The organism is Sphingorhabdus wooponensis (genome assembly GCF_003933235.1).
GTDB classification, from domain to species: Bacteria; Pseudomonadota; Alphaproteobacteria; order Sphingomonadales; family Sphingomonadaceae; genus Sphingorhabdus_B; species Sphingorhabdus_B wooponensis.
Window position 1 is genome coordinate 1,650,385 of the sequence record NZ_RWJI01000001.1, and the last position, 22,609, is coordinate 1,672,993.

Annotated in this window: 17 protein-coding genes and 1 pseudogene; 11 read left to right on the forward strand and 7 right to left on the reverse strand. The window is 54.0% G+C overall.

Annotation, left to right across the window (positions count from 1 at the left end; translation table 11 throughout):
* Positions 1 to 99 precede the first annotated feature (99 nt).
* The 4 genes and pseudogenes from D7D48_RS08070 to D7D48_RS10585 all read left to right on the forward strand — a co-directional run.
* Complete coding sequence (locus D7D48_RS08070) at positions 100 to 750, forward strand: class I SAM-dependent methyltransferase (RefSeq protein WP_125230779.1); 651 nt, start codon at positions 100 to 102, stop codon at positions 748 to 750.
* A 45-nt stretch (positions 751 to 795) separates the two neighbouring features.
* The gene (locus D7D48_RS08075) at positions 796 to 1,308 is read left to right on the forward strand and encodes a DUF192 domain-containing protein (protein WP_245964382.1); all 513 of its coding nucleotides are present in this window, start codon (positions 796 to 798) and stop codon (positions 1,306 to 1,308) included.
* A 40-nt stretch (positions 1,309 to 1,348) separates the two neighbouring features.
* On the forward strand, positions 1,349 to 1,735 hold the full coding sequence (locus D7D48_RS08080) for an NADH:ubiquinone oxidoreductase subunit NDUFA12 (RefSeq protein ID WP_125230780.1): 387 nt from the start codon (positions 1,349 to 1,351) through the stop codon (positions 1,733 to 1,735).
* 155 nt (positions 1,736 to 1,890) lie between these two features.
* Positions 1,891 to 2,142, forward strand: a pseudogene (locus tag D7D48_RS10585) (DUF2155 domain-containing protein); the annotation flags it as partial.
* A gap of 35 nt (positions 2,143 to 2,177) precedes the next feature.
* Here D7D48_RS10585 and aat read toward each other — a convergent pair.
* Positions 2,178 to 2,885 carry a leucyl/phenylalanyl-tRNA--protein transferase gene (gene aat, locus D7D48_RS08090; RefSeq protein WP_245964406.1) on the reverse strand — a complete coding sequence of 236 codons (708 nt, stop codon included), beginning with the start codon at positions 2,883 to 2,885 and terminating at the stop codon, positions 2,178 to 2,180.
* 472 nt (positions 2,886 to 3,357) lie between these two features.
* Here aat and purC point away from each other — a divergent pair, with 472 nt between their 5' ends.
* Positions 3,358 to 4,137 carry a phosphoribosylaminoimidazolesuccinocarboxamide synthase gene (gene purC / locus D7D48_RS08095; protein WP_125230782.1) on the forward strand — a complete coding sequence of 260 codons (780 nt, stop codon included), beginning with the start codon at positions 3,358 to 3,360 and terminating at the stop codon, positions 4,135 to 4,137.
* A 62-nt stretch (positions 4,138 to 4,199) separates the two neighbouring features.
* A complete protein-coding gene (locus tag D7D48_RS08100; protein WP_125230783.1) occupies positions 4,200 to 7,064 on the forward strand; it encodes a M16 family metallopeptidase in 2,865 nt (954 codons plus the stop codon).
* Between the two features lie 33 nt (positions 7,065 to 7,097).
* On the opposite strand, the gene D7D48_RS08105 is transcribed toward D7D48_RS08100, so the two are convergent.
* The gene (locus D7D48_RS08105) at positions 7,098 to 9,440 is read right to left on the reverse strand and encodes a transketolase (RefSeq protein ID WP_125230784.1); all 2,343 of its coding nucleotides are present in this window, start codon (positions 9,438 to 9,440) and stop codon (positions 7,098 to 7,100) included.
* A gap of 128 nt (positions 9,441 to 9,568) precedes the next feature.
* On the opposite strand from D7D48_RS08105, the gene D7D48_RS08110 reads away from it, so the two are divergent.
* Together D7D48_RS08110 and aptA are read left to right on the forward strand one after the other, a co-directional pair.
* The gene (locus tag D7D48_RS08110) at positions 9,569 to 10,051 is read left to right on the forward strand and encodes an Lrp/AsnC family transcriptional regulator (RefSeq protein WP_125230785.1); all 483 of its coding nucleotides are present in this window, start codon (positions 9,569 to 9,571) and stop codon (positions 10,049 to 10,051) included.
* A 120-nt stretch (positions 10,052 to 10,171) separates the two neighbouring features.
* Positions 10,172 to 11,488, forward strand: coding sequence for an omega-aminotransferase AptA (gene aptA, locus D7D48_RS08115; protein WP_125230786.1), 1,317 nt, complete (start codon positions 10,172 to 10,174; stop codon positions 11,486 to 11,488).
* 11 nt (positions 11,489 to 11,499) lie between these two features.
* On the opposite strand, the gene D7D48_RS08120 is transcribed toward aptA, so the two are convergent.
* From D7D48_RS08120 to D7D48_RS08135, 4 genes are read right to left on the reverse strand one after another with little or no spacing between them, the layout of a single operon-like run.
* Entirely contained in the window at positions 11,500 to 12,570 is a 1,071-nt protein-coding gene (locus D7D48_RS08120) for an alcohol dehydrogenase family protein (protein WP_221738630.1), read from the reverse strand.
* Complete coding sequence (locus tag D7D48_RS08125; protein WP_125230787.1) at positions 12,567 to 13,817, reverse strand: aromatic ring-hydroxylating oxygenase subunit alpha; 1,251 nt, start codon at positions 13,815 to 13,817, stop codon at positions 12,567 to 12,569. Before D7D48_RS08125 ends, D7D48_RS08120 begins: the two co-directional genes overlap by 4 nt.
* A complete protein-coding gene (locus D7D48_RS08130; protein WP_125230788.1) occupies positions 13,817 to 16,261 on the reverse strand; it encodes a GcvT family protein in 2,445 nt (814 codons plus the stop codon). Before D7D48_RS08130 ends, D7D48_RS08125 begins: the two co-directional genes overlap by 1 nt.
* Positions 16,262 to 16,265: 4 nt before the next feature.
* Positions 16,266 to 18,683, reverse strand: coding sequence for an FAD-dependent oxidoreductase (locus tag D7D48_RS08135; RefSeq protein WP_125230789.1), 2,418 nt, complete (start codon positions 18,681 to 18,683; stop codon positions 16,266 to 16,268).
* Between the two features lie 162 nt (positions 18,684 to 18,845).
* Here D7D48_RS08135 and D7D48_RS08140 point away from each other — a divergent pair, with 162 nt between their 5' ends.
* From D7D48_RS08140 to D7D48_RS08150, 3 genes are all read left to right on the forward strand, one after another.
* Positions 18,846 to 19,610, forward strand: a complete 765-nt coding sequence (locus D7D48_RS08140; protein WP_125230790.1) for an SDR family NAD(P)-dependent oxidoreductase — start codon at positions 18,846 to 18,848, stop codon at positions 19,608 to 19,610.
* A gap of 129 nt (positions 19,611 to 19,739) precedes the next feature.
* A complete protein-coding gene (locus D7D48_RS08145) occupies positions 19,740 to 20,522 on the forward strand; it encodes a lysophospholipid acyltransferase family protein (protein ID WP_245964383.1) in 783 nt (260 codons plus the stop codon).
* Between the two features lie 145 nt (positions 20,523 to 20,667).
* Positions 20,668 to 21,621 (forward strand): NAD(P)-dependent oxidoreductase, encoded by a 954-nt coding sequence (locus tag D7D48_RS08150; protein WP_125230791.1) that lies wholly within the window; start codon positions 20,668 to 20,670, stop codon positions 21,619 to 21,621.
* 9 nt (positions 21,622 to 21,630) lie between these two features.
* Here the strand turns inward: D7D48_RS08150 and D7D48_RS08155 are convergent, their stop codons facing one another.
* Positions 21,631 to 22,560 (reverse strand): LysR substrate-binding domain-containing protein, encoded by a 930-nt coding sequence (locus tag D7D48_RS08155; RefSeq protein ID WP_125230792.1) that lies wholly within the window; start codon positions 22,558 to 22,560, stop codon positions 21,631 to 21,633.
* Positions 22,561 to 22,609 lie beyond the last annotated feature (49 nt).

A 22,609-nucleotide genomic window follows, 5' to 3' on the forward strand; every position in this document is an offset into this window, starting at 1 on the left:
AGTACCATATTCACAAGGGGGCATTATGGGTCAGGCTGTATATAATCTCAGTCAGTTTCGGCGGGATCATTTGCGCCTAAATAACGTCGGAAAATCCGCATGAGCAATTGGTGGGATCGTCATGTCGTTCCGCGGCTCATCGGCTGCGCCTGCACCCAACCAGCGGTGATGCGTGATAGGGCTAAGGTCGTGCCACATGCCTCAGGTGATGTTCTGGAACTTGGTTGCGGCGCCCCCAATCTCGATTTTTATGACTGGGACAATGTGCATTCGTTATCCGGCGTTGATCCATCAGTAGAGTTGCTTGCCAGCGCAACACGCGCCTTGGAAAGCAAAGGACTGACAGCCAATTTCATGCCCGGGGTTGCGGAGGCGCTTCCTTTTGCCGACGCTAGCTTCGATACTGTTGTGACGACTTTCACGCTCTGTTCGGTGCAAGATCCGCGCTTGGCATTGTCGGAGGCGAAGCGGGTGCTCCGGCCAAACGGACGCTTGCTGTTCGTTGAACATGGCCGTGCACCGGATCCTTCAGCTGCAGCATGGCAAAAGCGTATCGAACCAGTCTGGAAACGGATTGCAGGTGGTTGCCATTTGACCCGCCCTGTAACGCAAGCCATAACGGACGCTGGATTTCTGTGTCATGCGCCACAAGGACATTATATGAAACGGACGCCAAAATGGCTTGGCTGGGTTGAATGGGGTGAGGCACGATTGGCCGGAGCAGACGCGGCTTCACCAAAAATGTCATAGACGCTGCCATCCATATTACCGGGATCAAAAAAAGGAATATCGTCAATGACTTTTAGCCAGTTTAGCCGTTGCAGCGCCTTTGCCATCGCCTTGTCGCTCACTGCTTGTAACATGCCAGCCAATGGCGAAAGTCCTACAGCAGTTTGCGCGCCAGGCACGGCGGCAGGCCAGTCACCGGCGGGGCTACAACAAGTCACGTTATGCGTGACCAGCGCCACCAAAACGCATAGTTTCACGGTTGAAGCCGCAAGAACGTCTGCGGAGCAAGCCAGGGGGCTTATGTTTAGGACGGAACTCGCGGACAATGCGGGTATGATTTTTCCCTTTCCAGATTTGCGGATCGCGAGTTTCTGGATGAAAAACACTGTTATTCCCTTAGACATCATCTTTGTGCGCGCCGATGGTACTATTGAGAGTATCGCCGACAATACGGTCCCTTATTCCATGACACCCGTTGTCTCGGGCGAACCAGTTGCTGCTGTGCTCGAATTGCGCGGCGGTCTCGCGGCTGAACTGGGAATCGTTTCCGGTGACAAGGTGCAATGGACAACCAAATAAGGATTGCGCGGAATCATGCTTAGTCCTAATCGCGTGAGCCATGGGTATTCTGAGTAAAATCTTCACATGGTGGGACGGCGCGACAATTGGCACGTCCATCTATAGCTGGCGCAAAGGCAGAGCTGTGGGCTCTGACGCCTTAGGCAATCGCTATTATCAATCATCTGACGGCAAACGACGTTGGGTCATCTATAATGGGTCCAATGATGCAAGCCGCGTGGCGCCCGATTGGCATGGCTGGCTGCATGGCACACATGATGGCGACCCAGAAAGCTATTTGCCGCCACATCGTGGTTATGAAACCGCGGCCGTACCCAATCTGACGGGAACCGACGCTGCCTATCGTCCGGCGGGTTCGATTGAACGTGGCGGCCACCGTGCACGCGCAACGGGTGATTATGAGGCGTGGAGTCCCGACGCATCATGATCCGTGCGCGCGGCTTAATTTGGTTGCCGTTACTGGCAACACTGGCTGCATGCGGTTCTTCAGAGGATTCAACGCTTACGCCCGCAAAATCCGGCGAGGCCATTTCTACCAATGACAAAATTGTTGCAATGTCCGGCGCCAATATCGGCACGCCAATGGCAGAACGCGTTGCAGTGCTGGGCCTGCTGAACAAACGAAATGGTCAAACCCGCGACGTTGAGCTCAAACCTGGCCAAGCTATTCGCTTTGGCAAAGTGGTCATTCGACTCAGAGCTTGCGAGAAAACCGCGCCTTGGGAAAACCAGCCTGACGAAGGTGCATTTGTGCAATTGCTGGTGAATGAACGCCCCCCCGGAACGACCGAGGCGGAAAGATGGCGCAAAGTTTTCTCCGGCTGGCTGTTCAAGGAAAATCCTGCAGCCAATGTTGTCGAGCACCCGATTTACGATGTTTGGGTCAAGGCTTGCAAAATGCGCTTCCCCGGCGAAGAAGAAGCTTTAGAGAAGACATCTTCTGAAGAGCCCACAGCAGCCGACACTGAGGACAAAACGCCATCAAGCGCGCCCCAATTGCCGCCAGAACCTTCTCCCGCAGCAGCGGAAGAAGCCAGTCCTGACGAAGCATGAACCGCTTTGGCCAATGCGGCATTAAGCAATTTGAGATATGCGGCTTGAGTCATTTCGACTGCACCTAGGCTGGCTAAATGTTCAGTCATGAATTGGCAATCGAGCAATGCGAATCCGCCAAGTCGAAGCCGTGCGACCAACCATGCCAAAGCAACCTTCGATGCGTCGGTTTCACGCGAAAACATGCTTTCGCCGAAAAACGCGCGTCCCAAGGCGAGACCATATAACCCGCCTACGAGGCGGCCCTCCACCCAGCATTCAATACTGTGGGCATGCCCTTGTTCGTGCAAGCGGCAGAAAGCCTCCTCGATATCCGCATTAATCCAAGTGTCCAACCGATCGGCTTGCGATTCGGCGCACGTGGCAATGACCCGCGCAAAAGCGGTGTCAGCGGTGACAACAAAACGGTCCTGCCGAATAGTTTTGGCAAGCGACTTAGACACTCGAAAGCCATCCAGCGGCATGATCGCCCGCAATTCCGGTTCAATCCAAAAAGTTTCGGGGTCATCACGGGCGTCAGACATCGGGAATATGCCATTGGCGTAGGCCTGAAGCAGCAAATCCAGATCGATGGGCAAATGATGTCCTTTCGTGTCCGTCCTATTTAGGGTCAGGACCTATTAAATCCACCTTCACGGTTTGAGGCCATTTTGTTCAGTGCAAGGCGGCAAGCGCAGGGCTTAGTGGTTCTAAGTCCAAGCTTGCCAACGTGGCAATGGACAAAATGGGTCAAATCCGAAGGACGCCAAAATGGCTTCGATCTCGAAATAAAATGCCCTTGCAGGCAGAATAACTGCCTGCGGCGGACATTTTCCTTCGATATCTTTGCCATTTTGACGCCGCGAAGGTGCATTTAAGTGGTCCTGACCCTACCTATCTCGAATTGCGCCGACGCATGCAATGGATTATAGCATCTAAATCGCCCCGGTAGAGTTAGTCTCATTAACGGCCAACTCCACCGGGGCGCATCATTTCAAGCAAAGTCAGGGACCGCATATGACCCGCCGCCGCAAAATATACGAAGGCAAGGCCAAGATTCTTTATGAAGGTCCTGAACCCGGCACGTTAATCCAATATTTTAAGGATGATGCAACCGCCTTTAATGCCCAGAAAAAGGGCACGATTTCTGGCAAAGGCGTCATCAACAACCGCGTGTCGGAGCATGTCTTTACGCGGCTGAGCCATATTGGCATCCCAACGCACTTCATTCGCCGCCTCAATATGCGCGAACAGCTGATCCGTCAGGTTGAGATTGTTCCAATTGAAGTCATCGTGCGGAACGTGGCCGCGGGCACCTTGTCCAAACGCCTCGGTATCGAAGAGGGCACACCACTTCCGCATACCTTGCTGGAATATTGCTACAAGGACGATAGCCTTGGCGATCCCTTGGTCGCAGAAGAGCATATCGCCTGCTTTGGTTGGGCAACGCAGGAAGAAATGCAGGATATTTCGTCCATGGCGATCCGTATCAATGACTTCATGTGCGGCATGTTTGCGGCCATCGGCATCCGGCTGGTGGACTTCAAACTTGAATTTGGGCGCTTGTTCGATGGCGATTTTTCACGGATCATACTCGCCGACGAAATCAGCCCCGATGGTTGCCGGTTGTGGGACATTGAAACCGGCGAGAAGCTGGACAAGGACCGCTTCCGTCGTGACCTTGGTGGCGAAGCAGAAGCTTATCAAGAAGTCGCCCGCCGCCTCGGCCTAATGCCCGACGAAAGCGAAGGCGCGGTTCTTGATATGGTCAGCCACAGATTACGCAAAGGCAAGTAAATCAATAATTTACATAAGAAGATATTGCAGTTTCCAAACTTCTACGGAAGAAAAATAAGCGTATGAAAATTACGCTTCGCTTCATTTTTGGTCTCGCGATTGCCTTTGGCGGATCCGCCAACGCTTTTGCAGCGCCTGCGGGTGCAGAGCGGACGCAAGCCTGGAATGCCGAGACGTCTGATCTCGAAGCTGATGCCAGTATCATCTACGGGCGCCTGCCCAATGGTTTGCGTTACGCCATTCGCCCGAATCAACGTCCACAAAATCAGGTGCTGGTCCGCATGACCATCGACTTCGGCTCTGCGGCCGAGGCGGAGGATGAACAGGGTCTAGCGCATTTCATTGAGCATATGGCCTTTAACGGCAGCACGCATGTGCCTGAGGGCGAAATGGTCAAAATGCTTGAACGGCTTGGCCTGTCTTTTGGTGCGGATACCAATGCATCAACGGGCTATACGCAAACGCAGTATAAGCTCGACCTGCCAAAGGCTGACCCGCTTTTGATCGAACGTGCGCTTTTTTTGATGCGCGAGACAGCGCGGGAAATATCGTTTAACCCGGCGTCAGTGGACCGCGAGCGCGGGGTTATTCTAGCGGAAAAAAGCGCACGCGAGAATTTTGGATTTCAAAGCGCGCGCGCGGCAAACAACCTGTTTTACCCGAATAGCTTCTACGCAACGCGCTACCCCATTGGCACAGTCGAGGTCATACAAACCGCGCCGGCCGAACGAATGCGCGCACTGTATCGCACATATTATCGCCCGGACCGCATGAAAATCATTGTCGTCGGCCCCGTAGACCCGATTGCGATTGAACGCGAATTGGTAGCAAAATTTGCTGACTGGCGCGTGGACGCGCCGCCATTAGGTGCAATCGACCAATGCAACCTGGATACCAAGCGCGGTATATCGGCACAAAGCTTCGTGCACCCAGAGATTGGCGAAAGCATTAGTGTTCAGCAATTCTTACAGGATAAAAAGCGGCCTGACACCTTAGGACGCGCGATGATAGAGCTCAAAATGAGCATCGCAAACGCAATCATATCACGCCGCATGGCGCGCCGATCCCGCGAAGAAGACATACCGTTTTTAGGTGGCGGGGTGACTTTCGACCTCGGTCTGTGCGACCAATATGCAACCATTGGTTATGGCGTTGCGGGCAAGGACGGCAGTTGGCGGTCATTGCTCGCATTTACCGAGCAAACTGTTCGCCAAGCGGTCCAATATGGGTTTGAAGAGTCTGAGATTGCCGAACAGATAAAGCGCCTGGACGCACAATATGAAAATGCCGCCAAGAATGCGGGTACAGAATCAAGCGCAGCAATTGCGAACGCGTTGGTCGCGCTTGACGAAGACGTGTACAACTCGGACCAATATCGCCAGTTGTTGTGGCGGCAGATACGCCCGTTTATCACAAAGGCATCGATCCATGCCGAATTTTCGTCATGGTTTGGTCAAATGGACAGACCGCAGATTTTCCTGACAACGAAGGAAAATGCCGGCGCACCTGCGGATGACATATTGGCCGCTTATGTTGCCAGCCGCAATGCGCCGGTCACTGCGCCGATGGCGCGTACAGCCACAAGTTTCGCCTATACCGACTTTGGTCCCGCTGGCTCAATCATGTCTGACAAGACCATTCCAGACCTTGGCATTCGCGCTATCCGCTTTGACAATGGTGTGTTGCTCAATCTCAAAAAAACCGATTTTGAAGATAATCGGATCCGCTATTCCTTACGCATTGATGGCGGCCAGCTACATTTTGGTAAGGAAAATGCGGTGTTGGCCTCCCTGATGTCGGCAACTTATGTTTCGGGCGGATTAGAGGCGCATGACATCGAAGATTTGCGCTCCATATTGGCCGGAACAACCGTGTCTCCCGCATTTGGTGTTGGTGATAGATTTTTTGGCGCAGCCGGAGCCGTCGCGCCCGCCGATTTGGAACGTCAGTTGCAAATCATGGCAGCCTTCACAACCCATCCGGGCTATTCGGAAAATGCGCTTCGCCTATTTCGCCGCCCGCTACCCGAACTATATGCACGGTTACAGGCGACCCCGGCGTCGGCGCTTGCAGTCGCGATGTCGAAAATCATGACTGATGACGACCCACGCTTTGCACTCGCGCCCCTTGAAACCATCCAGAGTGCTGATTTTGCGATGCTGAAAGCAAGCTTGGGTGACGCTTTACGGCAAAATCGTTTGGAAATCGCGTTGGTCGGCGACTTGGATGAAGATGCGGCCATCGCGGCCGTTGCGCGCAGTTTTGGCGCCCTCCCCAAACGCGCAAGTGATGGGCAGGACTATGATGCGCAATTGCAACCTGGCTGGAGCGCAAAGCGCGGAAATTTTGATATTCCCCATAATGGCGAGGCGAACCAGTTGGCGTGGCGCCGCATATGGACGACCACAGGTGATGTTGACCAAAAAACCACCCAATCCATGGATCTTCTTGCACGCGTTGCAACGCTGCGCTTGACGGACGAATTGCGCGAAAAACTGGGGGCAACTTATGGCGTCTCTGCAAATTCTGATATGTCCAACCTATATCTTCAACGGGGTACATTTTCGGTATCTACCGCTGGCGACCCCAAAGATATTGCTGTGATAGAAACGACGGTCGACCAGGTCATATCAGCGCTGGTAAAGTCACCCGTTGATGCCGATGTGTTCGAGCGTGCGCGCAAGCCCGTTCTTGAAAGCTATGCCGATTGGAAAAAGCAAAACAACACTTGGTTAGGTGTCGTGGCAGAGTCGCAGACAAACCCAGATCGGCTCAACCGCTTCCGAAACAGTGAATCCAATTTTACATCGATCACAGCGGACGATCTATGGCAATTGGCCAAGCAATATTTGGGCAAGCCCGCAGAGTTCACATTCCGCGCACTACCAGATGAAATGATCAGCGCTGGCGCAAAATCCGCTGAATAAAGCTTGTCTTATTTTTAGGCGAACTTTGGTCGCTCACCTATTTAAAAACAGCTCAGCCATGGCATCAATAATCGCGGCCGCATCCAGGCGATATGTGCCGTAGAGATCGGGCAAATCCCCTGTCTGACCGAAACGATCCATGCCGAGCGGACTAACACGCATACCGTGCACGCCGCCCAACCAAGACAAAGCGCCGGGCGAACCGTCAATCACCGTCACAATGCCTGCATTAGGCGCCAATATGGATAACAAATCCTCTGCATGGCTTGCTTGCGCGTCCCGATCTGTCCAGCGCGCAGCCTTGCTTGCAGACCATTCACGATGCAGCACATCGGGCGAGGTGACATTCAAAACGCCTAAACCGGGAATATCGTCCAGCATTTGTTCGTACGCTGCCAACACCTCAGGCGCGATGGCCCCTGTAAATATAATGGCTGCCTCCGCCCCTGCTGCAGGTCGCCGCAACCAGTATCCACCCTTCAGGGCATCTGCCTCCCAATCCGTATTGGCCCGCTCAACTTGCGCAATCTGACGCGTACTCAGCCGCAGATAGACAGAGCTTCCCTCAGGTTGTTGCAGATATTCAAACGCCCACCGCATGAATAAGGCGACTTCATCGGCATAAGCAGGTTCAAAATAGGCAAGACCTGGTTGCCCCATACCAATCAACGGGGTGTTGATGGACTGATGCGCGCCGCCCTCTGGTCCTAAGGTCAAACCGGACGGGGTTCCGACCAACAGAAAACGCGCATCTGAATAGCAACCATAATTCAGCGCATCGAGGCCACGGGCAATAAACGGATCGTAAACCGTTCCAACCGGAATAAGGCGCGTACCGAAATGCGGTGCAGCCAGTCCAAGCGACGTCAGCAGCAAGAAGAAATTGTTCTCGGCAATCCCCAGTTCAATATGCTGCCCCGCCGCATGTGCCGCCCATTTCTGGGCGGATGGGATCTTCGCCTCGCGAAATATATCAGCCACGTCAGACCGGCGAAACAAACCACGCTGGTTCACAAAACCACCGAGATTGGTTGTCTGCGTCACATCAGGCGCAGTGGTGACAATCCGATCCGCTAGCTCTTCGGAAGACTTTGCAAGGTCAAGAAGGACATTACCGAACGCTGCCTGCGTTGATTGTACATCGCCCGATGGAACTGCAAAGCTAGCGGGTACATGTATCTGCGGTGATACGGGTTCTAACGGTTTGGCGGCAAGAACGCTGTCCCCGATGAACTTTTTGAGCCGAGCCGCCATATTGCCGCCGAGGCCTGCAAATGGTTCCCACTCCTCGCCCGCTTCAATACCCATGGACATACGAAGCTGATCAATCTGACCGGGGTTCATCATCCCCGAATGATTGTCCTTATGCCCCGCCAGTGGAAGGCCATAACCCTTGACCGTATAGGCAATGAACAAAGTGGGCCGTTCATCATCAGCGCTGTCAAAGGCATCCATTAAGGATTCGATGCAATGCCCACCCAAATTAGTCATCAATGCGGCCAGACCGTCGTCGTCGAAACTATCGAGCAGTTTCTTCACATGCGGTTTGCCACCAATACCTGCCATCAAACGGGCACGCCAAGCCGCGCCGCCCTGATAAGTGAGGACCGCAAATTCCGCATTGGGGCAATTTTCGATCCAGTCCTCCAGCGACCTCCCTCCGGGTCGTGCAAAAGCTGCTTGCTGCAACTTGCCATGCTTTAGAGTGATGACCCGCCATCCCGTGGTCTCGAAAATATCGTCAAAGCGCCGAAACATCCGGTCCGCCGTAGTGCTATCGAGCGATTGCCGGTTATAATCGACCACCCACCAGCAGTTCCGGATATCATGCTTATATCCTTCAATGAGGCATTCGTAGATATTGCCTTCATCCAGCTCCGCATCGCCCATCAACGAAATCATCCGGCCTGCCTTGCCCTCGTCTATCGATCCGTGCGCGATCAAATAGTCCTGAACCAGACTGGAAAAGGCGGTAATCGCCACACCCAAACCGACCGAGCCGGTGGAGAAATCGACTGGGATTTTATCCTTTGTCCGCGATGGGTAGCTTTGCGCGCCGCCAAGGGCACGAAACTGCTGCAATTGCTCCAGCGATTGATTGCCTAAAAGATAATGGATGGCCTGCAGCACTGGCCCTGCATGTGGTTTAACGGAAACCTTATCATTCGGGCGCAGCGCATGAAAATACAGTGCCGCCATAATCGCCGTCATCGACGCGCAGCTGGCTTGATGACCCCCGACCTTTAACCCATCGCGTTTTGGCCGGATATGATTGGCGTTATGCACGGTCCACGAGGCCAGCCAACGCAACCGCGCGTCGAGCGTTTCGATTGTTGCTATTTTTTCTTCACGCTTGTCAGCGACAATATTGGCCATGGCTGTTTTCCGCTTAAATCAAAGCAAGACTTTAGCCAGCACATCCCAGCATGTCCTTGCGTATCCTAACGGTAAATGTCATATTATTTGGAATATTCTGCTTAAATTATCAAAATTAGGTTTAAGATATGCCAAAAAATACCTTAGATGCCATTGACCGCAAGATTATCGACTGCCTTCAATCAGATGGCCGAATGTCCAATCAAGAACTGTCCGAACGGGTCGGCTTATCGCCCAGCCCCTGTTTGCGTCGGGTACGCCAGTTGGAAGCCGATGGTACTATCACGCATTATGTTGCTTTGGTTGATCCGGATAAGGTCGGTCTCGCCGTCACAGCATTTGTCCGCGTGCGTCTCGATCAACAAGATGACCGCCATTTGGAAGATTTTGAGACGGCCGTTGCCAGCTTTCCTGAGGTCATGGAATGTTATCTGATGACAGGTGAGGCAGATTATCAATTGCGCATATTGGTCGCATCCTTGACGCAATTTGAGGATTTTCTGCGCCATCGGCTGACCCGCGTGAAGGGTGTTGCCAATGTGACCACCAGCTTCGCGCTACGGCCTGTTATTTACAAGACGTCCGTTCCCACGTTGGAGCCGCACATATGACCCCGAGGCGGCGGACATGTGAGACCCAACTAAAATTTTCCGGACACAACAATCTTTTCAATCGAGAATGACCGCAATACGGTCGCATAAGGGCTAAAGACCTGTTGGTGGAGTGACGTGATGAAACTGGAAAATGACCCCCTTGCTGCATTTTGGATGCCGTTTACGGCTAACCGCGCGTTTAAGACGACGCCGCGGCAGCTGAAATCTGCGAAGGACATGCATTATACCAGCGATGATGGACGGCAGATTCTTGATGGTACCGCAGGGCTTTGGGCGGTCAATGCAGGCCACTGCCGCCCCACTATTGTCGAAGCGATTCAGAAATGCGCCGCAGAACTTGATTATGCGCCGCCCTTCCAACTGGGCCATCCTCTGGCATTTGAACTGGCTTCGCGCCTCGCGACCCTCATGCCCGAAGGACTGGACCGCATATTTTTTACCAATTCGGGTTCAGAATCGGTCGATACGGCTCTTAAAATTGCGCTCGCGTACCAACGCGCGATAGGCCAAGGCACGCGTACCCGCCTCATCGGACGGGAACGCGGTTATAATGGCGTCGGATTTGGCGGCATTTCCGTTGGCGGTATCGTCAACAACCGGCGCCAATTTGGCACCCTGCTGACGGGTGTTGACCATCTGCCGCACACCCATAATCTGGAACATAACGCCTTTACGATGGGCCGTCCCGAATGGGGCGCGCATTTGGCCGATAATCTGGAGGCCATAATCGCGCTGCATGGCGCGGAGACCATTGCGGCGGTTATTGTTGAACCCATGGCTGGCTCAACTGGCGTGCTGGTGCCGCCCATCGGCTATCTCGAAAAATTGCGCGAGATTACACGCAAACATGGCATCGTGCTTATCTTTGACGAAGTTATCACGGCTTTTGGCCGTGTCGGCGGCACGACAGCATCCGAAACCTTGGGCGTCACCCCTGACATCATTACAATGGCAAAGGGCCTTACAAACGCAGCCGTACCGATGGGCGCTGTCGCCGTCAGCCGCCATATCCACGACGGCGTTGTCGAAGGCGGGCCTGACGGCATCGAATTGTTCCACGGCTACACTTATTCCGGTCACCCCTTGGCCGCAGCTGCAGCTTTGGCAACGTTGGACCTTTACAAGTCAGAAGCTATTTTCGAACATGCAAGTTCGCTCCACGGCTATTGGCAAGATGCGGTGCACAGCCTGAAGGGCAAAAAACATATCATCGACATCCGCAACATGGGCATCGTTGCGTCTATCGAACTTGCGCCACATGCCGCCGGCGTTGGCAAGCGCGGGATGCAATTATTCCACAAATGCTTCGACAATGGCGTGCTCGTGCGCGCAACCGGCGACATTATTGCGCTGTCGCCGCCGCTCATCCTGCAAAAATCCCATATCGATGAAATTGTCGGACGGATCGGTGAATTGATCGAAACGGTCGACTAGGCTGTGCGCGCCTAAAGCGACAGGACAATTTTCCCGACATGCTGCTTCGTCAAAAATGCTTCCTGCGCTTTGACGATGTCAGATAGGTCATATGTCGCTGCCACCACTGGCTGGATTTCACCGCGTTCGATATAGGACACAAGGTTTGGAAACACTTCGGTTTCTAAAACCGTGCAACCAATGAGGCGCAAATCCTTAAGATACAAAGTCCGCAGATCAAGGTCGACAATGGGCCCTGATATAGCACCTGAAACACCATAGCGACCGCCGCGTTTCAGGACGTTTAGGATGGCGCCGAACTGCGGACCGCCAACAATATCTACCGCAGCGTCGAAATATTCCTGTCCGAATAAGGCAGTAATATCCGCATCGCGCGGAACCACCCGAGACGCGCCCAATGCCTGAACCATTTCTGCCTTTGCATCGGCGGCCATGGCGATCACTTCCGCACCACGCCTTTTGGCAAGTTGCACCGCGGCGGAACCAACACCGCCCGACGCTCCAGTAATCAGCACGCGCTCGCCCGCCTGCAAATCAATCCGCGTTAGAATGTTTTCAGCTGTCCCATACGCGCAGGGGAAACTCGCCAGTTCAACGTCAGATAACGCAGAACGCACGCGATGCGCATGCATGGACGGAACACACGCATAATCCGCAAAGCCGCCATCGACTTCAGAGCCAAAATAGAGAATGTCGAAGCGGCCTGCGCCACGAAAGACAGGTTCAACCAACACGCGCTCACCCATGCGCGCTGGGTCAACATTATCGCCCACTGCAACAATCCGGCCGCAGGCATCCGCACCTTGAATACGTGGAAATTGAAAGGCCGCACCTGACCAACCATCATCGCCGGCGCCGTCTATGCCAGATGCCGCATTAGCGTCTGTGGCTTCTGCCACCGCCTTGGAATACCAACCGATGCGGGTGTTGATATCGGTATTATTAATACCGGCAGCGGCAACGCGGATCAAAACATCATGCGGCCCCGGTATAGGCACCGGAACGTCGTCCCGAATATCCAACCTGTCATAGCCGCCATGGCCGGTCAGCAAAACCGCGCGCATGTTGGCGGCTATTGTCACTCGGCGCGTTCCAGCCCGAATTGGTTGAGATACCATTTCTGGAAATTAAGCACGCTGCCTTCCTGATCAGAATAGCGACCGGGCCGATAACGGCTCGACATGATGCCTTCCTGATTGTTTTCGGTGATGACTTTGTCCTGCGTCGTTGTCGCATGATAGCCCCAGATCATCTTTTCAATGTCAACGTCCGCCTCAGTCGCGCGTCCGTCTACTAGCCAGATCATCTCAACATCGGTTGCCAATGCGCCACGCGGGGTAAATTGGAACAGGATCGCAAAATGATCATCTGCAACAATCTGGCTGAACGGACTGAAGCTTAAATGCATCCGTCCGCCATCCGCTTTCGTACGCTTGCCCATTAGCGGCGCTGGCGCTGTGCCATCTTGCGTTTCCGAGGCCCAGCCGTCTTTGTTCATGCGTTGCATCAGCAGGCGCAAATGGCTGCTATCGGGTGCATCATCAATGGTACCAATTGGCCGGCCTGCGGCAGCAGCGTTGTCTTCCCACGCCTTTAACTTTGGCGCGAAGTCAGCGATTGCGTCCGCTGGACCGGAACTTGGACCAGCGCCTACGGCCACGATAGATTCAGATGCATGCATCGAACAGAATTCTGGATGCGATGGCACACAATGATAGCATTCAAAGAAATTCTCGATGACCAGTTTCCAGTTGGCGGTCGTGGGGTAACTGCCTGCATGCGCAATCCGCGCATCCGCAAATCCGTGATACTCGAGAATGGCGCCCATGTCGCCAAAGGTGGCGTCAAAATCGACGGGCTCATCCTCGCTCATATTGATGAAAATCAGGCCGTGGAACACACGGATATGGCATGCGAACAGGCTGTTTTCTGCCTTATCGAAATCTTCGGGCATCAGCCGCGCCGAAATCAAGCGTCCATCAAGGCCGAAGGTCCACGCGTGATACGGGCACACCAAACGCGGTGCATTGCCGCTTTCCGACTGGCAGATCGTCGATCCACGGTGGCGGCACACGTTAAAGAAAGCACGCACGCTGTCGGCATTTTCACGAATGACAATGATCTGTTCATTGCCAACACGAAATAGGAAATAATCGCCCTTATTCGGGATCCGCGACACATGCCCGGCTAGGAGCCATTTCTGGCTAATGACTTGCTCGAAATCCGCCTTGAACACCGCATCGCTGGTGTAAAATTCCTGATCAAAGCTGTATCCCATCCGCGTTTGTGCGGCGAGCCGTTGCATGGTTGCATGTGATGTTTCGGTCATTAGATTTTGATCCGTGCATTTGAAGGGTCATAAAGGGGCTTGAGCGACGCGGTCACAGGGTAACGCACACCCGCAATTTCGATTTCATAATCATCCGCGCCAATCGGGCCGACAACGCCGTCATCTGCCGCCGTCACATAGCCAAGGCCACAAGACGCGCCGAGCGTATGGGCGTACATGCCAGAGCGGATATATCCCGCAATCCGGTCACCCTGCCAGATCGGCTCATTATGATAGAGCATGGGCTCGGGCGATTTCAGCAGGAATTGAACGAGCTTTTGCTTCAGCCCCTCTTCCTTCTGCTTCACCAATGCCTCTCGGCCGATAAAGCCGCCGGTTTTGTCCATCTTCACGGCAAAGCCGAGTCCAGCTTCCAAGGGCGTATCTTCATCGGTGATGTCATGACCCCAATGGCGATAGGCCTTTTCCATGCGCAGCGCGTTGAGCGCGTGATAGCCGCAATGCTTGAGACCAAAGGCCGCGCCTGCGGCGACAATCTCATCATAAACACCCGTCATGAATTCGGTCGGGATATAGAGTTCCCAGCCCAATTCGCCGACATAGGTGATGCGTGAGGCACGCACGATGGCATAGCCCAGCTCAATTTCCTGGCTCGTCGCAAAGGGAAAGGCCTCATGCGACAAATCATTAGGGCAAATCGATTGGAGCAGCGCACGCGCATTTGGTCCCATGATCGAGATCACGCCCATCGCAGAGGACACATTGGTCAAAATGGCATGGGAACCCTCTGGAATATGCCGCGACAGCCAGTTAAAATCCTTCGTTTCTGTCTCTGCCCCAGTGACGATGAGATAGGCGGTCTGCGACAGTCGGGTAACCGTCAAATCTGCCTCAATCCCACCCTTGTCATTCAACCATTGGGTATAGATCAACTTGCCGGGCGCCACATCAACATCATTGGCGCAGACGCGGTTCAGGACAGCGCAGGCATCGCGCCCTTCCAGCCGGAATTTTGCAAAGGAGCTTTGATCGAACAGGCCCACGGCTTCGCGCACGGCTTTGCACTCTTCGGCATTGGCCTCAAACCAGTTTTGGCGGCCATAGCTATATTCATATTTGGGCGTGCTGCCTGGTGCCCCATACCAATTGGGGCGTTCCCAGCCAAAAGCCTCGCCATGGCACGCGCCCGCCGCAACCAACCGATCATGAATGGCGGAACGGCGTACGCCGCGCGCTGTTTCATATTGCTTGAAGGGATAATGCGTCGCGTAGAGCAGCCCAAGGCTCTCGGTTACGCGCTCGCGCAGATATTTGCGGTTAATCTGGAACGGCATGTTGCGCCGAATATCGACCGTCCACAGGTCCGCTGGCGGAATGCCGTCACGAATCCAGTCGGCCATCACCTTGCCAACGCCGCCTGCGGATTGCAGGCCGATGGAGTTGAGTCCAGCGGCGACAAAGCAGCCCTTCAACTCAGCACTTTCGCCCAGATGATAGCGCACATCCGGCGTGAAGCTTTCCGGCCCGCAGAAGAATTTCTGGATACCCGCTTTTTCCAACGCAGGCACGCGGCGCATGGCATCCATCAATAAAGGCTCGAAATGCTCAAAGCTGCCAGCGATTTCATCAAAGCAGAAATCTTCGGAAATGCCGTCCATACCCCATGGCCGCGCATTGGGTTCAAACGCCCCAACCAGCAGCTTGCCCGCATCATATTTATAATAGCCGCAATAATCATAGTCGCGCAGGACAGGCAGCGTATTGTCGATACCCTCTACGCCTTCAAACAGAACATAATAATGCTCGCACGCGTGCAAGGGTGCGGCCACGCCAATGCTCGCCGCCAGATCGCGCGTCCACATGCCGCCACAGATCACGACATAATCGGCATCAATCGATCCATGTTCGGTATCGACGCCCGTCACACGCTCCCCATTATGGCGGATTTTAGTGACCTTGGTATTTTCAAATATTTTGGCGCCGCCGGTGCGTGCGCCCTTCGCCAGCGCCTGCGTAATGTCCACGGCATTGGCATAGCCATCGCTCGGGATATGAATACCGCCGACCACATCATCGACATTGACGATTTGGGCGAGTTCTTTGATCTCTTGTGGCGTCACGACATGGACGGGCAGGTCAAATACCTTCGCCATCGAAGCGCTGCGTTTCAGCTCTTCAAACCGCTCCGCATTGGTCGCCATCGAAATGGAACCGCACTGGCGATAGCCTGTGGCTTGGCCCGTTTCGGCCTCAAGCCCGCGATAGAGTTCGCCTGTATATTTGGCGAGCTTGGTCATGTTGATGGACGGGCGCAATTGGCCCACCAAACCGGCCGCGTGCCAAGTCGTACCGCTGGTCAGTTGCTTGCGCTCCAGCAAAACAACATCGTCCCAGCCAATCTTGGTCAGGTGATAGGCAATCGAGCAGCCAATAACGCCGCCACCGACGATGACGACTTTCGCCTTTTTGGGAAGTTCAGCCACTATATCACACCTTCATTTTTGCGTTATCGGCATCATATGCCGGATGCTCCAGCACCGTTCCAACCCGCCGTTCGCCCTGCAGCATGATATCAAAGCGTGATCCTGGCGCGGCATTTTCAAGCGGCACGCACGCAAAGAAAAGGCTCTTGCCCACACGATGCCCATAGCCACCTGACGTTGTCAGACCGATGCATTGGTCGCCGATCAAACATGGTTCCGCACCGCGTACGTCGACATTGGATGCATCCACCTCACCATAGACAATGCGGAAGCGGTCTGGCGCATCCAGCGTTGCCTGCTTGCCGACAAAGTCATCCTTGTTGAAATTGATGAAGCGCGGCATGTCCGCCTCAATCATCGTCAATTCATTAGTGAGTTCGGAGCCCCAAGCTTTATAGCCTTTTTCCACCCGCATCGTGTTTGCAGCGTAAAGGCCGTAATTGACGATTCCATATTCCTGCCCAGCGTCCCAAACGGCATCATATAGCGCCGCAAGATCGTCCATCGCGGGATGCAGCTCCCATCCAAGCTCACCGGCATAAGACACCCGCAATGCGCGCATTTTTATACCTGCGATGGTGATTTCCTGACCGCTTAACCAACGGAAACCGTCATTGGTTAAGTCTGCATTGGTAAGCTTTGCCAACACATCGCGCGAACGCGGGCCGTTCATCACCAATACGCCCAAGTCCATCGTCAAATTGCGAATGGTGACATCCTCATGCGGCAATTTGCTTTGGATCAGCAAATCCCAATCGCGCTGCTCCGCCGCCGCCGCCGACAGACAGTAAAAATGATCATCAGCAAAGCGCGTGACCGTCATTTCGCCGTAAATACGGCCTTGAATCGACAAGGGGTGCACCAAGCCGATACCGCCCAATTTCTTGGGCATGCGGTTGGCGCAAATACGGTTGAGGAAAGCCTCCGCATCGGGGCCGCTTACGTCATATTTGGCAAAGCCAGACAGATCGAGCACACCAACGCCTTCGGCCACAGCCTTCACTTCGGCGGCGACCGCGTCGAAACTATTGGTGCGTTGGTAGCCGCCTTGTTCTTCCGCGCCATCAAGCGCGAAATATTTGGGCCGTTCCCAGCCATAGGTTTCGCCATAGACAGCGCCTGCCGCCTTCAGCGTTTCATACAAAGCACTGGTCTTTTGCGGACGGCCGTCGGGCTCTTCCTCGCCCGGCAACCGAGTTGTGAAGGTCATCCGGTAATCCAAGAACACCTTGTCACGGCTATAATCTTCATCGGCATAGGGGCCATAACGACGCGGGTCGAATTCGGTCATGTTGATGTCAGCATCACCAAACACCATCCATTGCGCCATATATTTACCAGCACCGCCGCCTTGGGCGATACCAAAGCTGGTGCCGCAGCAATGCCAGAAATTTTTGAGGCCTACCGCTGGCCCCAATAATGGCCCGCCATCTGGCGTATGTGGGATAGCGCCATTGACGAAGCGCCTCAGGCCAACCTCACCAAATATCGGCATCCGTTCAATCGCGCGTTCAAGCCATGGGGCAATGCGTTCCAAATCTTCAGGGAACAGCTCGCTGGTGGAATCCCATTCCGGGTGTCCGCCGCGCGGAGCCCACGCCTCGACCAAACCTGTGTTTTCGTAAACGCCGATTAGGCCGCTTTTCTGTTCCTGCCGGAAATAGCCCGACACATGCGGACAGCGCATAACGGGGATTTCTTCTTCGCGATCCTTAAACGCAGGAATAGGATCGGTGACGACATAATGATGCTCCATATTCGTCACGGGAATATCAATGCCTGCCATTTGCGCGATTTGCCGCGCATAACAACCGGCCGCATTGACGACGATTTCGGCACGAACAGTGCCTTTTTCGGTCTCCACATCCCATTCGCCGGACGGCAATTGAGTCAGGCCCGTCACACGGTTTTTGCGGACAATCTTTGCCCCCATATTTTTTGCACCAATGGCAAGCGCATTGCAGATACCCGATGGATCAGCATGCCCGTCTTGGGTTGTGCGTGCGCCAGCAATAACCCCGTCCAGCGTCATAAACGGATTATGGCGCAGGATTTCCTCTGGCGGGATGATTTCCATATCAAAACCAATGATTTTGGAAAAACCTTGTATATAGCGCATCCACGCCAACTCGCGCTCGTTCGTCGCAAGGCGAATTCCGCCCGATGTATGCCAGCTGACATATTGCCCCGTCAGCCCCTCCAGCTTGGGATAGAGTTGATTGCTATAAGCATGCATTTTGGCAAGGTTATAGCTGCCGGTAATATTGGGGCATTGCCCGGCGGCGTGCCAAGTCGAACCGGACGTCAGTTCGTCCTTTTCAATCAACAAGCAGTCGGTCCATCCAAGTTCAGCGAGATGGTAAAGCAGCGAAGCGCCCATTATGCCCCCGCCAATGATGACAACCCGCGCCGATGTTTGCATGAAAGCCGTGCTCCTTAAGGCATTAAATCCATCGAACCTTACGGCGGGATTAAGGTCCGGCACAAATGGGGAATATGACGAGATCGGTTAAAAAAATTTTTGAATCACAACCGCCAGTCCCTGTAAGGAAGACACTGCGATAACATGATGTGAAGGTGGAATATGCGGGTTGTATTGGTAACGGGTGCTGCGCAAGGGGTCGGCTATACGACCGCGAAGACATTTGCCGCGATGGGATGTCATGTCGTCCTGACCGATGTGCAGCCGCTGGGTACGCAAATTGCAACGCTATCGGCCCTTGGGGGCAGCGTGTCCGCTGTGTCCGGTGACATTTCCTCAGAGGCTTTTGTGACTGAGCTGGCCGACACAGTGGCGCGCGACCACACGGCAATTGATGTCCTTGTGAATAATGCCGGTATCAGCATGATATGCCCCGCCGAAGATACAAGCCTCGACCAATGGCAGCGCGTTATGAACATCAATCTGACCGGACCGTTTTTATTGTGCCGGGAATTTGGCAAGCAAATGCTGGCGCGTGGACAGGGTAATATTGTCAATGTCGCCTCAATTGCCGGTTTGCACGGCGTTATCGATCGTTCGGCCTATAACGCCTCCAAACATGGGTTGATCGGCTTAACACGCACGCTTGCCGCCGAGTGGGGCAATCGCGGCGTGCGTGTAAATGCTATCTGCCCCGGCTGGATCAAAACCGAAATGGACGAAGCGGACCAAGGTTCGGGCGCTTATTCCGATGCAGACATTATCAACCGCGTGCCCATGGGCCGCTTTGCAAAACCCGAGGATATTGCCCGCGCCATTACCTTTTTGGCGCATGAAGACAGCTTCATAAACGGCGTTAGCCTTCCTGTGGACGGCGGGTGGGTTGCCGACGCTAGCTGGGATGCCCTTCGTTTAAAAAAACGGTGACAGAATTTGCATGGCTTTTGATGCGGGCACGTGTCAGATAGAACCTTTCTGGACCGTCATAGCATAGTCACAGTTGTCATCTATCGTCCAGATATCTGAGATGTTGTCTTAACAGCAAAGTGAAGTCCAATGACGACGATTGCTATGACGATCCGGAAGTTAGATTTACAGGCCTATGTCCTGTGCGCGTTCCGGCTGCTTTGGATAGGGCTTCCATTGGCGCTATTGTTACCACTGCATATTGTTTGGCATGTGCTGAAACTGCCTTCGCCATGGGCCATGCTGTTTTTACGCATTTGTGCACGTGCACTCGGCGCGCGCGTGACGGTTTACGGAACACCATTGCACCGAGATGTATTTTTTGTAGCCAACCATATTTCGTGGCACGATATTCCAATTTTGGCGGGAATTACCGGTTCATCGTTTGTAGCGCAGGACGGCGTGCGGGATTGGCCGGTGATTGGCTGGCTGGCAAAACTGAATCGCACCATTTTCATCAGCCGCACCGAAAAGCAAAATGTTGCACAGCAAGTGGCCGAATTGCGCGAAGCCATCGCCGAAAATTGGTCCGTAACCCTGTTCCCAGAAGGCACGACGTCCGACGGGCTTGGGCTTTTGCCGTTCAAACAATCTTTGTTTGCAACACTTGCCCCACCACCCAAGCCGATGATGATTCAACCTGTGTTGCTTGATTTCGGTGATGACGGCCCGGACATCGCTTGGTTGGGCGAAGAGACCGGCTGGGAAAGTGCGTGGCGCGCGTTTACGCGGCCTGGCAGCTATAACGTTGGAGTGCACTTCCTAGAGCCATTCGACCCGGGCGCGCTTGCTGACCGTAAACTTGTGTGCGCCCTTGCGCGGGCACGGCTGGCAGAAGCTTTGTCGGCAAAGCTTGGCTACGACGTCCGCTAAAGCAGACGTTCGCGCTTCCATAAGCTTTCCAATAGCAAAATAATTCACCCAATCGGCCAAATTTTTCAATTGTGGCAGCGCATCGACGGCGCTCTAACTTTTCAATCGGCGGGTAACGCTTCTTGAAAAAATATTGGGTGTAATCATGAAAATCGGATTTATCGGACTTGGCAATGTCGGCGGAAAACTGGCGGGAAGCCTGATCCGCAACGGACATGATGTGACTGTCCGTGATCTTGATGACAATTTGGTCGCCGAATATGTCGCTCACGGCGCAAAGTCGGCTGCATCGCCCAAGGAATTGGGAGAGAATGTTGACCTGATCGTCACCTGCCTGCCCTCGCCCGCTGCTAGTTCGGCCGTGGCCGAAGGCGCAGATGGCTTTTTGCAAATCATGCGCCCCGGCCAAGTCTGGCTGGAAATGAGCACGACAGATTATAGCGAAATCATCCGCTTGGGAGCACTGGTCGAAGCGCGTGGCGCAATGTTTATGGAATGCCCAGTTTCAGGTGGATGCCATCGTGCCGATACCGGCAATATCGCGATTTTCGCGGGCGGCCCACGCGCGGCGTTTGAATTTGTTCTGCCTGTTCTCACCACAATGGGTCGTCGCATCTTGCACACGGGCGATCTCGGCACAGCCTCTCAGTTAAAGGTGATGACCAACTATCTGTGCACCGTGCATCTGGTTGCGCTCGCCGAAGCCTTGACCACGTGCAAGGCCATTGGGCTCGACATGAACACCACCTATGAGGCGATTAAAATCTCATCGGGCAACAGCTTTGTCCATGAAACGGAAAGCCAAGTCATTCTGAACGGCAGCCGCGATATCAATTTCACCATGGATCTGGTGTCGAAGGATATTGGCCTGTTTGACAAAATTGCACAGGAAGCGGGCGTTCCGGTGGAAATGTCCCCGCTGATCGTGCGTCTCTTCAAAGAAGCAGAGGCCAATTACGGATCACGCGAATTTTCGCCTAATATCATCCGCCGTTATGAAGAGCCGCTGGGCCTCAAAGTTCTAGGCACAGGCTTTCCTGCCCAAATGGTCGATGATGAGCCCGAAGAGCGCGGGTACGAAGTCGTTCCCAAACGCTAAGAGCGCAACTTAGCCAGCCTTAGCCGACTGGCTATCGGCGACATTTTTGGCCACCCAATCCATGAACGTCCGGATTCGGGGATTTTCGCGCATATCCTTGCGGCAGATTAATCCCCATGCGCCTGGACATACCGCCTTATGGGCGATGGGCTGCACCAGCCGTCCTGCTGCCATATCCTGATCCACAAACGGGCCGTTAACCAAGGCAATTCCTTCGCCATTCAGCGCCATTTCCAGTGCAACTGCCAAGGTATCAACCATCAGATACGGCACGGATGGTTCAAATTCCGCGCCGACGGACGCAAACCAAGTCTCCCAATTTTGCACTTCTGTATAAATGGCGACGAGAGGTTTGGTCATTAATTGTTGTGATGTCGGCTTTTGCCCCATGGCTGCGGCCACCTCAGGACTACATACTGGGAATAATGCATATTCATACAGCGGAACCCAATGAAACTTGGCAGGGTCAGGTTCGGTAGCGCAATAGACCAACCCGACATCCGCATGCACATCGTCAAATTCCCATTCAACCGCGCAGGTATTGAGCGTCAGTTTGATTTCGGGATGATCGGCCAGAAATTGCGGTACGCGCCGTGCAAGCCATCGAATAGACGCGGTCACATAGGTTTGCACCCGAAGCGGCTTATCAAGCGCGTTACGATGCACTTCTTCGACGCCCTCCAGCAAGGATTCAAATGCGGCGCGGACATAAGGGTACAGCACTTTGCCTTCTTCGGTCGAGACAATGTGGCGTCCTTCTTGGACGAACAAAGTAACGCCAAGCGCATCTTCGATAAGTTGAACTTGGTGGCTGACCGCAGGATGTGTCAGGCACAGCTCGTCAGCCGCGTCGCGAATACTTTGGTGGCGCGTCGCGGCTTCAAAGCCTTTAAGCGCCTTTAACGGCGGCAATTGCTTAAGATCAATCTTCGGATGCATCGCCACTCCCTTCCCGGATTCGCGCAGTTTCAATGGACTAGCACAGCGG

Bases quoted from the DNA above. Each gene is read 5' to 3' on its own strand.
- D7D48_RS08070 (WP_125230779.1), top strand. From the start codon at position 100: ATGAGCAATTGGTGGGATCGTCATGTCGTTCCGCGGCTCATCGGCTGC.
- D7D48_RS08075 (WP_245964382.1), top strand. From the start codon at position 796: ATGACTTTTAGCCAGTTTAGCCGTTGCAGCGCCTTTGCCATCGCCTTG.
- D7D48_RS08080 (WP_125230780.1), top strand. From the start codon at position 1,349: ATGGGTATTCTGAGTAAAATCTTCACATGGTGGGACGGCGCGACAATT.
- aat (WP_245964406.1), bottom strand. From the start codon at position 2,885: ATGTCTGACGCCCGTGATGACCCCGAAACTTTTTGGATTGAACCGGAA.
- purC (WP_125230782.1), top strand. From the start codon at position 3,358: ATGACCCGCCGCCGCAAAATATACGAAGGCAAGGCCAAGATTCTTTAT.
- D7D48_RS08100 (WP_125230783.1), top strand. From the start codon at position 4,200: ATGAAAATTACGCTTCGCTTCATTTTTGGTCTCGCGATTGCCTTTGGC.
- D7D48_RS08105 (WP_125230784.1), bottom strand. From the start codon at position 9,440: ATGGCCAATATTGTCGCTGACAAGCGTGAAGAAAAAATAGCAACAATC.
- D7D48_RS08110 (WP_125230785.1), top strand. From the start codon at position 9,569: ATGCCAAAAAATACCTTAGATGCCATTGACCGCAAGATTATCGACTGC.
- aptA (WP_125230786.1), top strand. From the start codon at position 10,172: ATGAAACTGGAAAATGACCCCCTTGCTGCATTTTGGATGCCGTTTACG.
- D7D48_RS08125 (WP_125230787.1), bottom strand. From the start codon at position 13,817: ATGACCGAAACATCACATGCAACCATGCAACGGCTCGCCGCACAAACG.
- D7D48_RS08135 (WP_125230789.1), bottom strand. From the start codon at position 18,683: ATGCAAACATCGGCGCGGGTTGTCATCATTGGCGGGGGCATAATGGGC.
- D7D48_RS08140 (WP_125230790.1), top strand. From the start codon at position 18,846: ATGCGGGTTGTATTGGTAACGGGTGCTGCGCAAGGGGTCGGCTATACG.
- D7D48_RS08145 (WP_245964383.1), top strand. From the start codon at position 19,740: ATGACGACGATTGCTATGACGATCCGGAAGTTAGATTTACAGGCCTAT.
- D7D48_RS08150 (WP_125230791.1), top strand. From the start codon at position 20,668: ATGAAAATCGGATTTATCGGACTTGGCAATGTCGGCGGAAAACTGGCG.
- D7D48_RS08155 (WP_125230792.1), bottom strand. From the start codon at position 22,560: ATGCATCCGAAGATTGATCTTAAGCAATTGCCGCCGTTAAAGGCGCTT.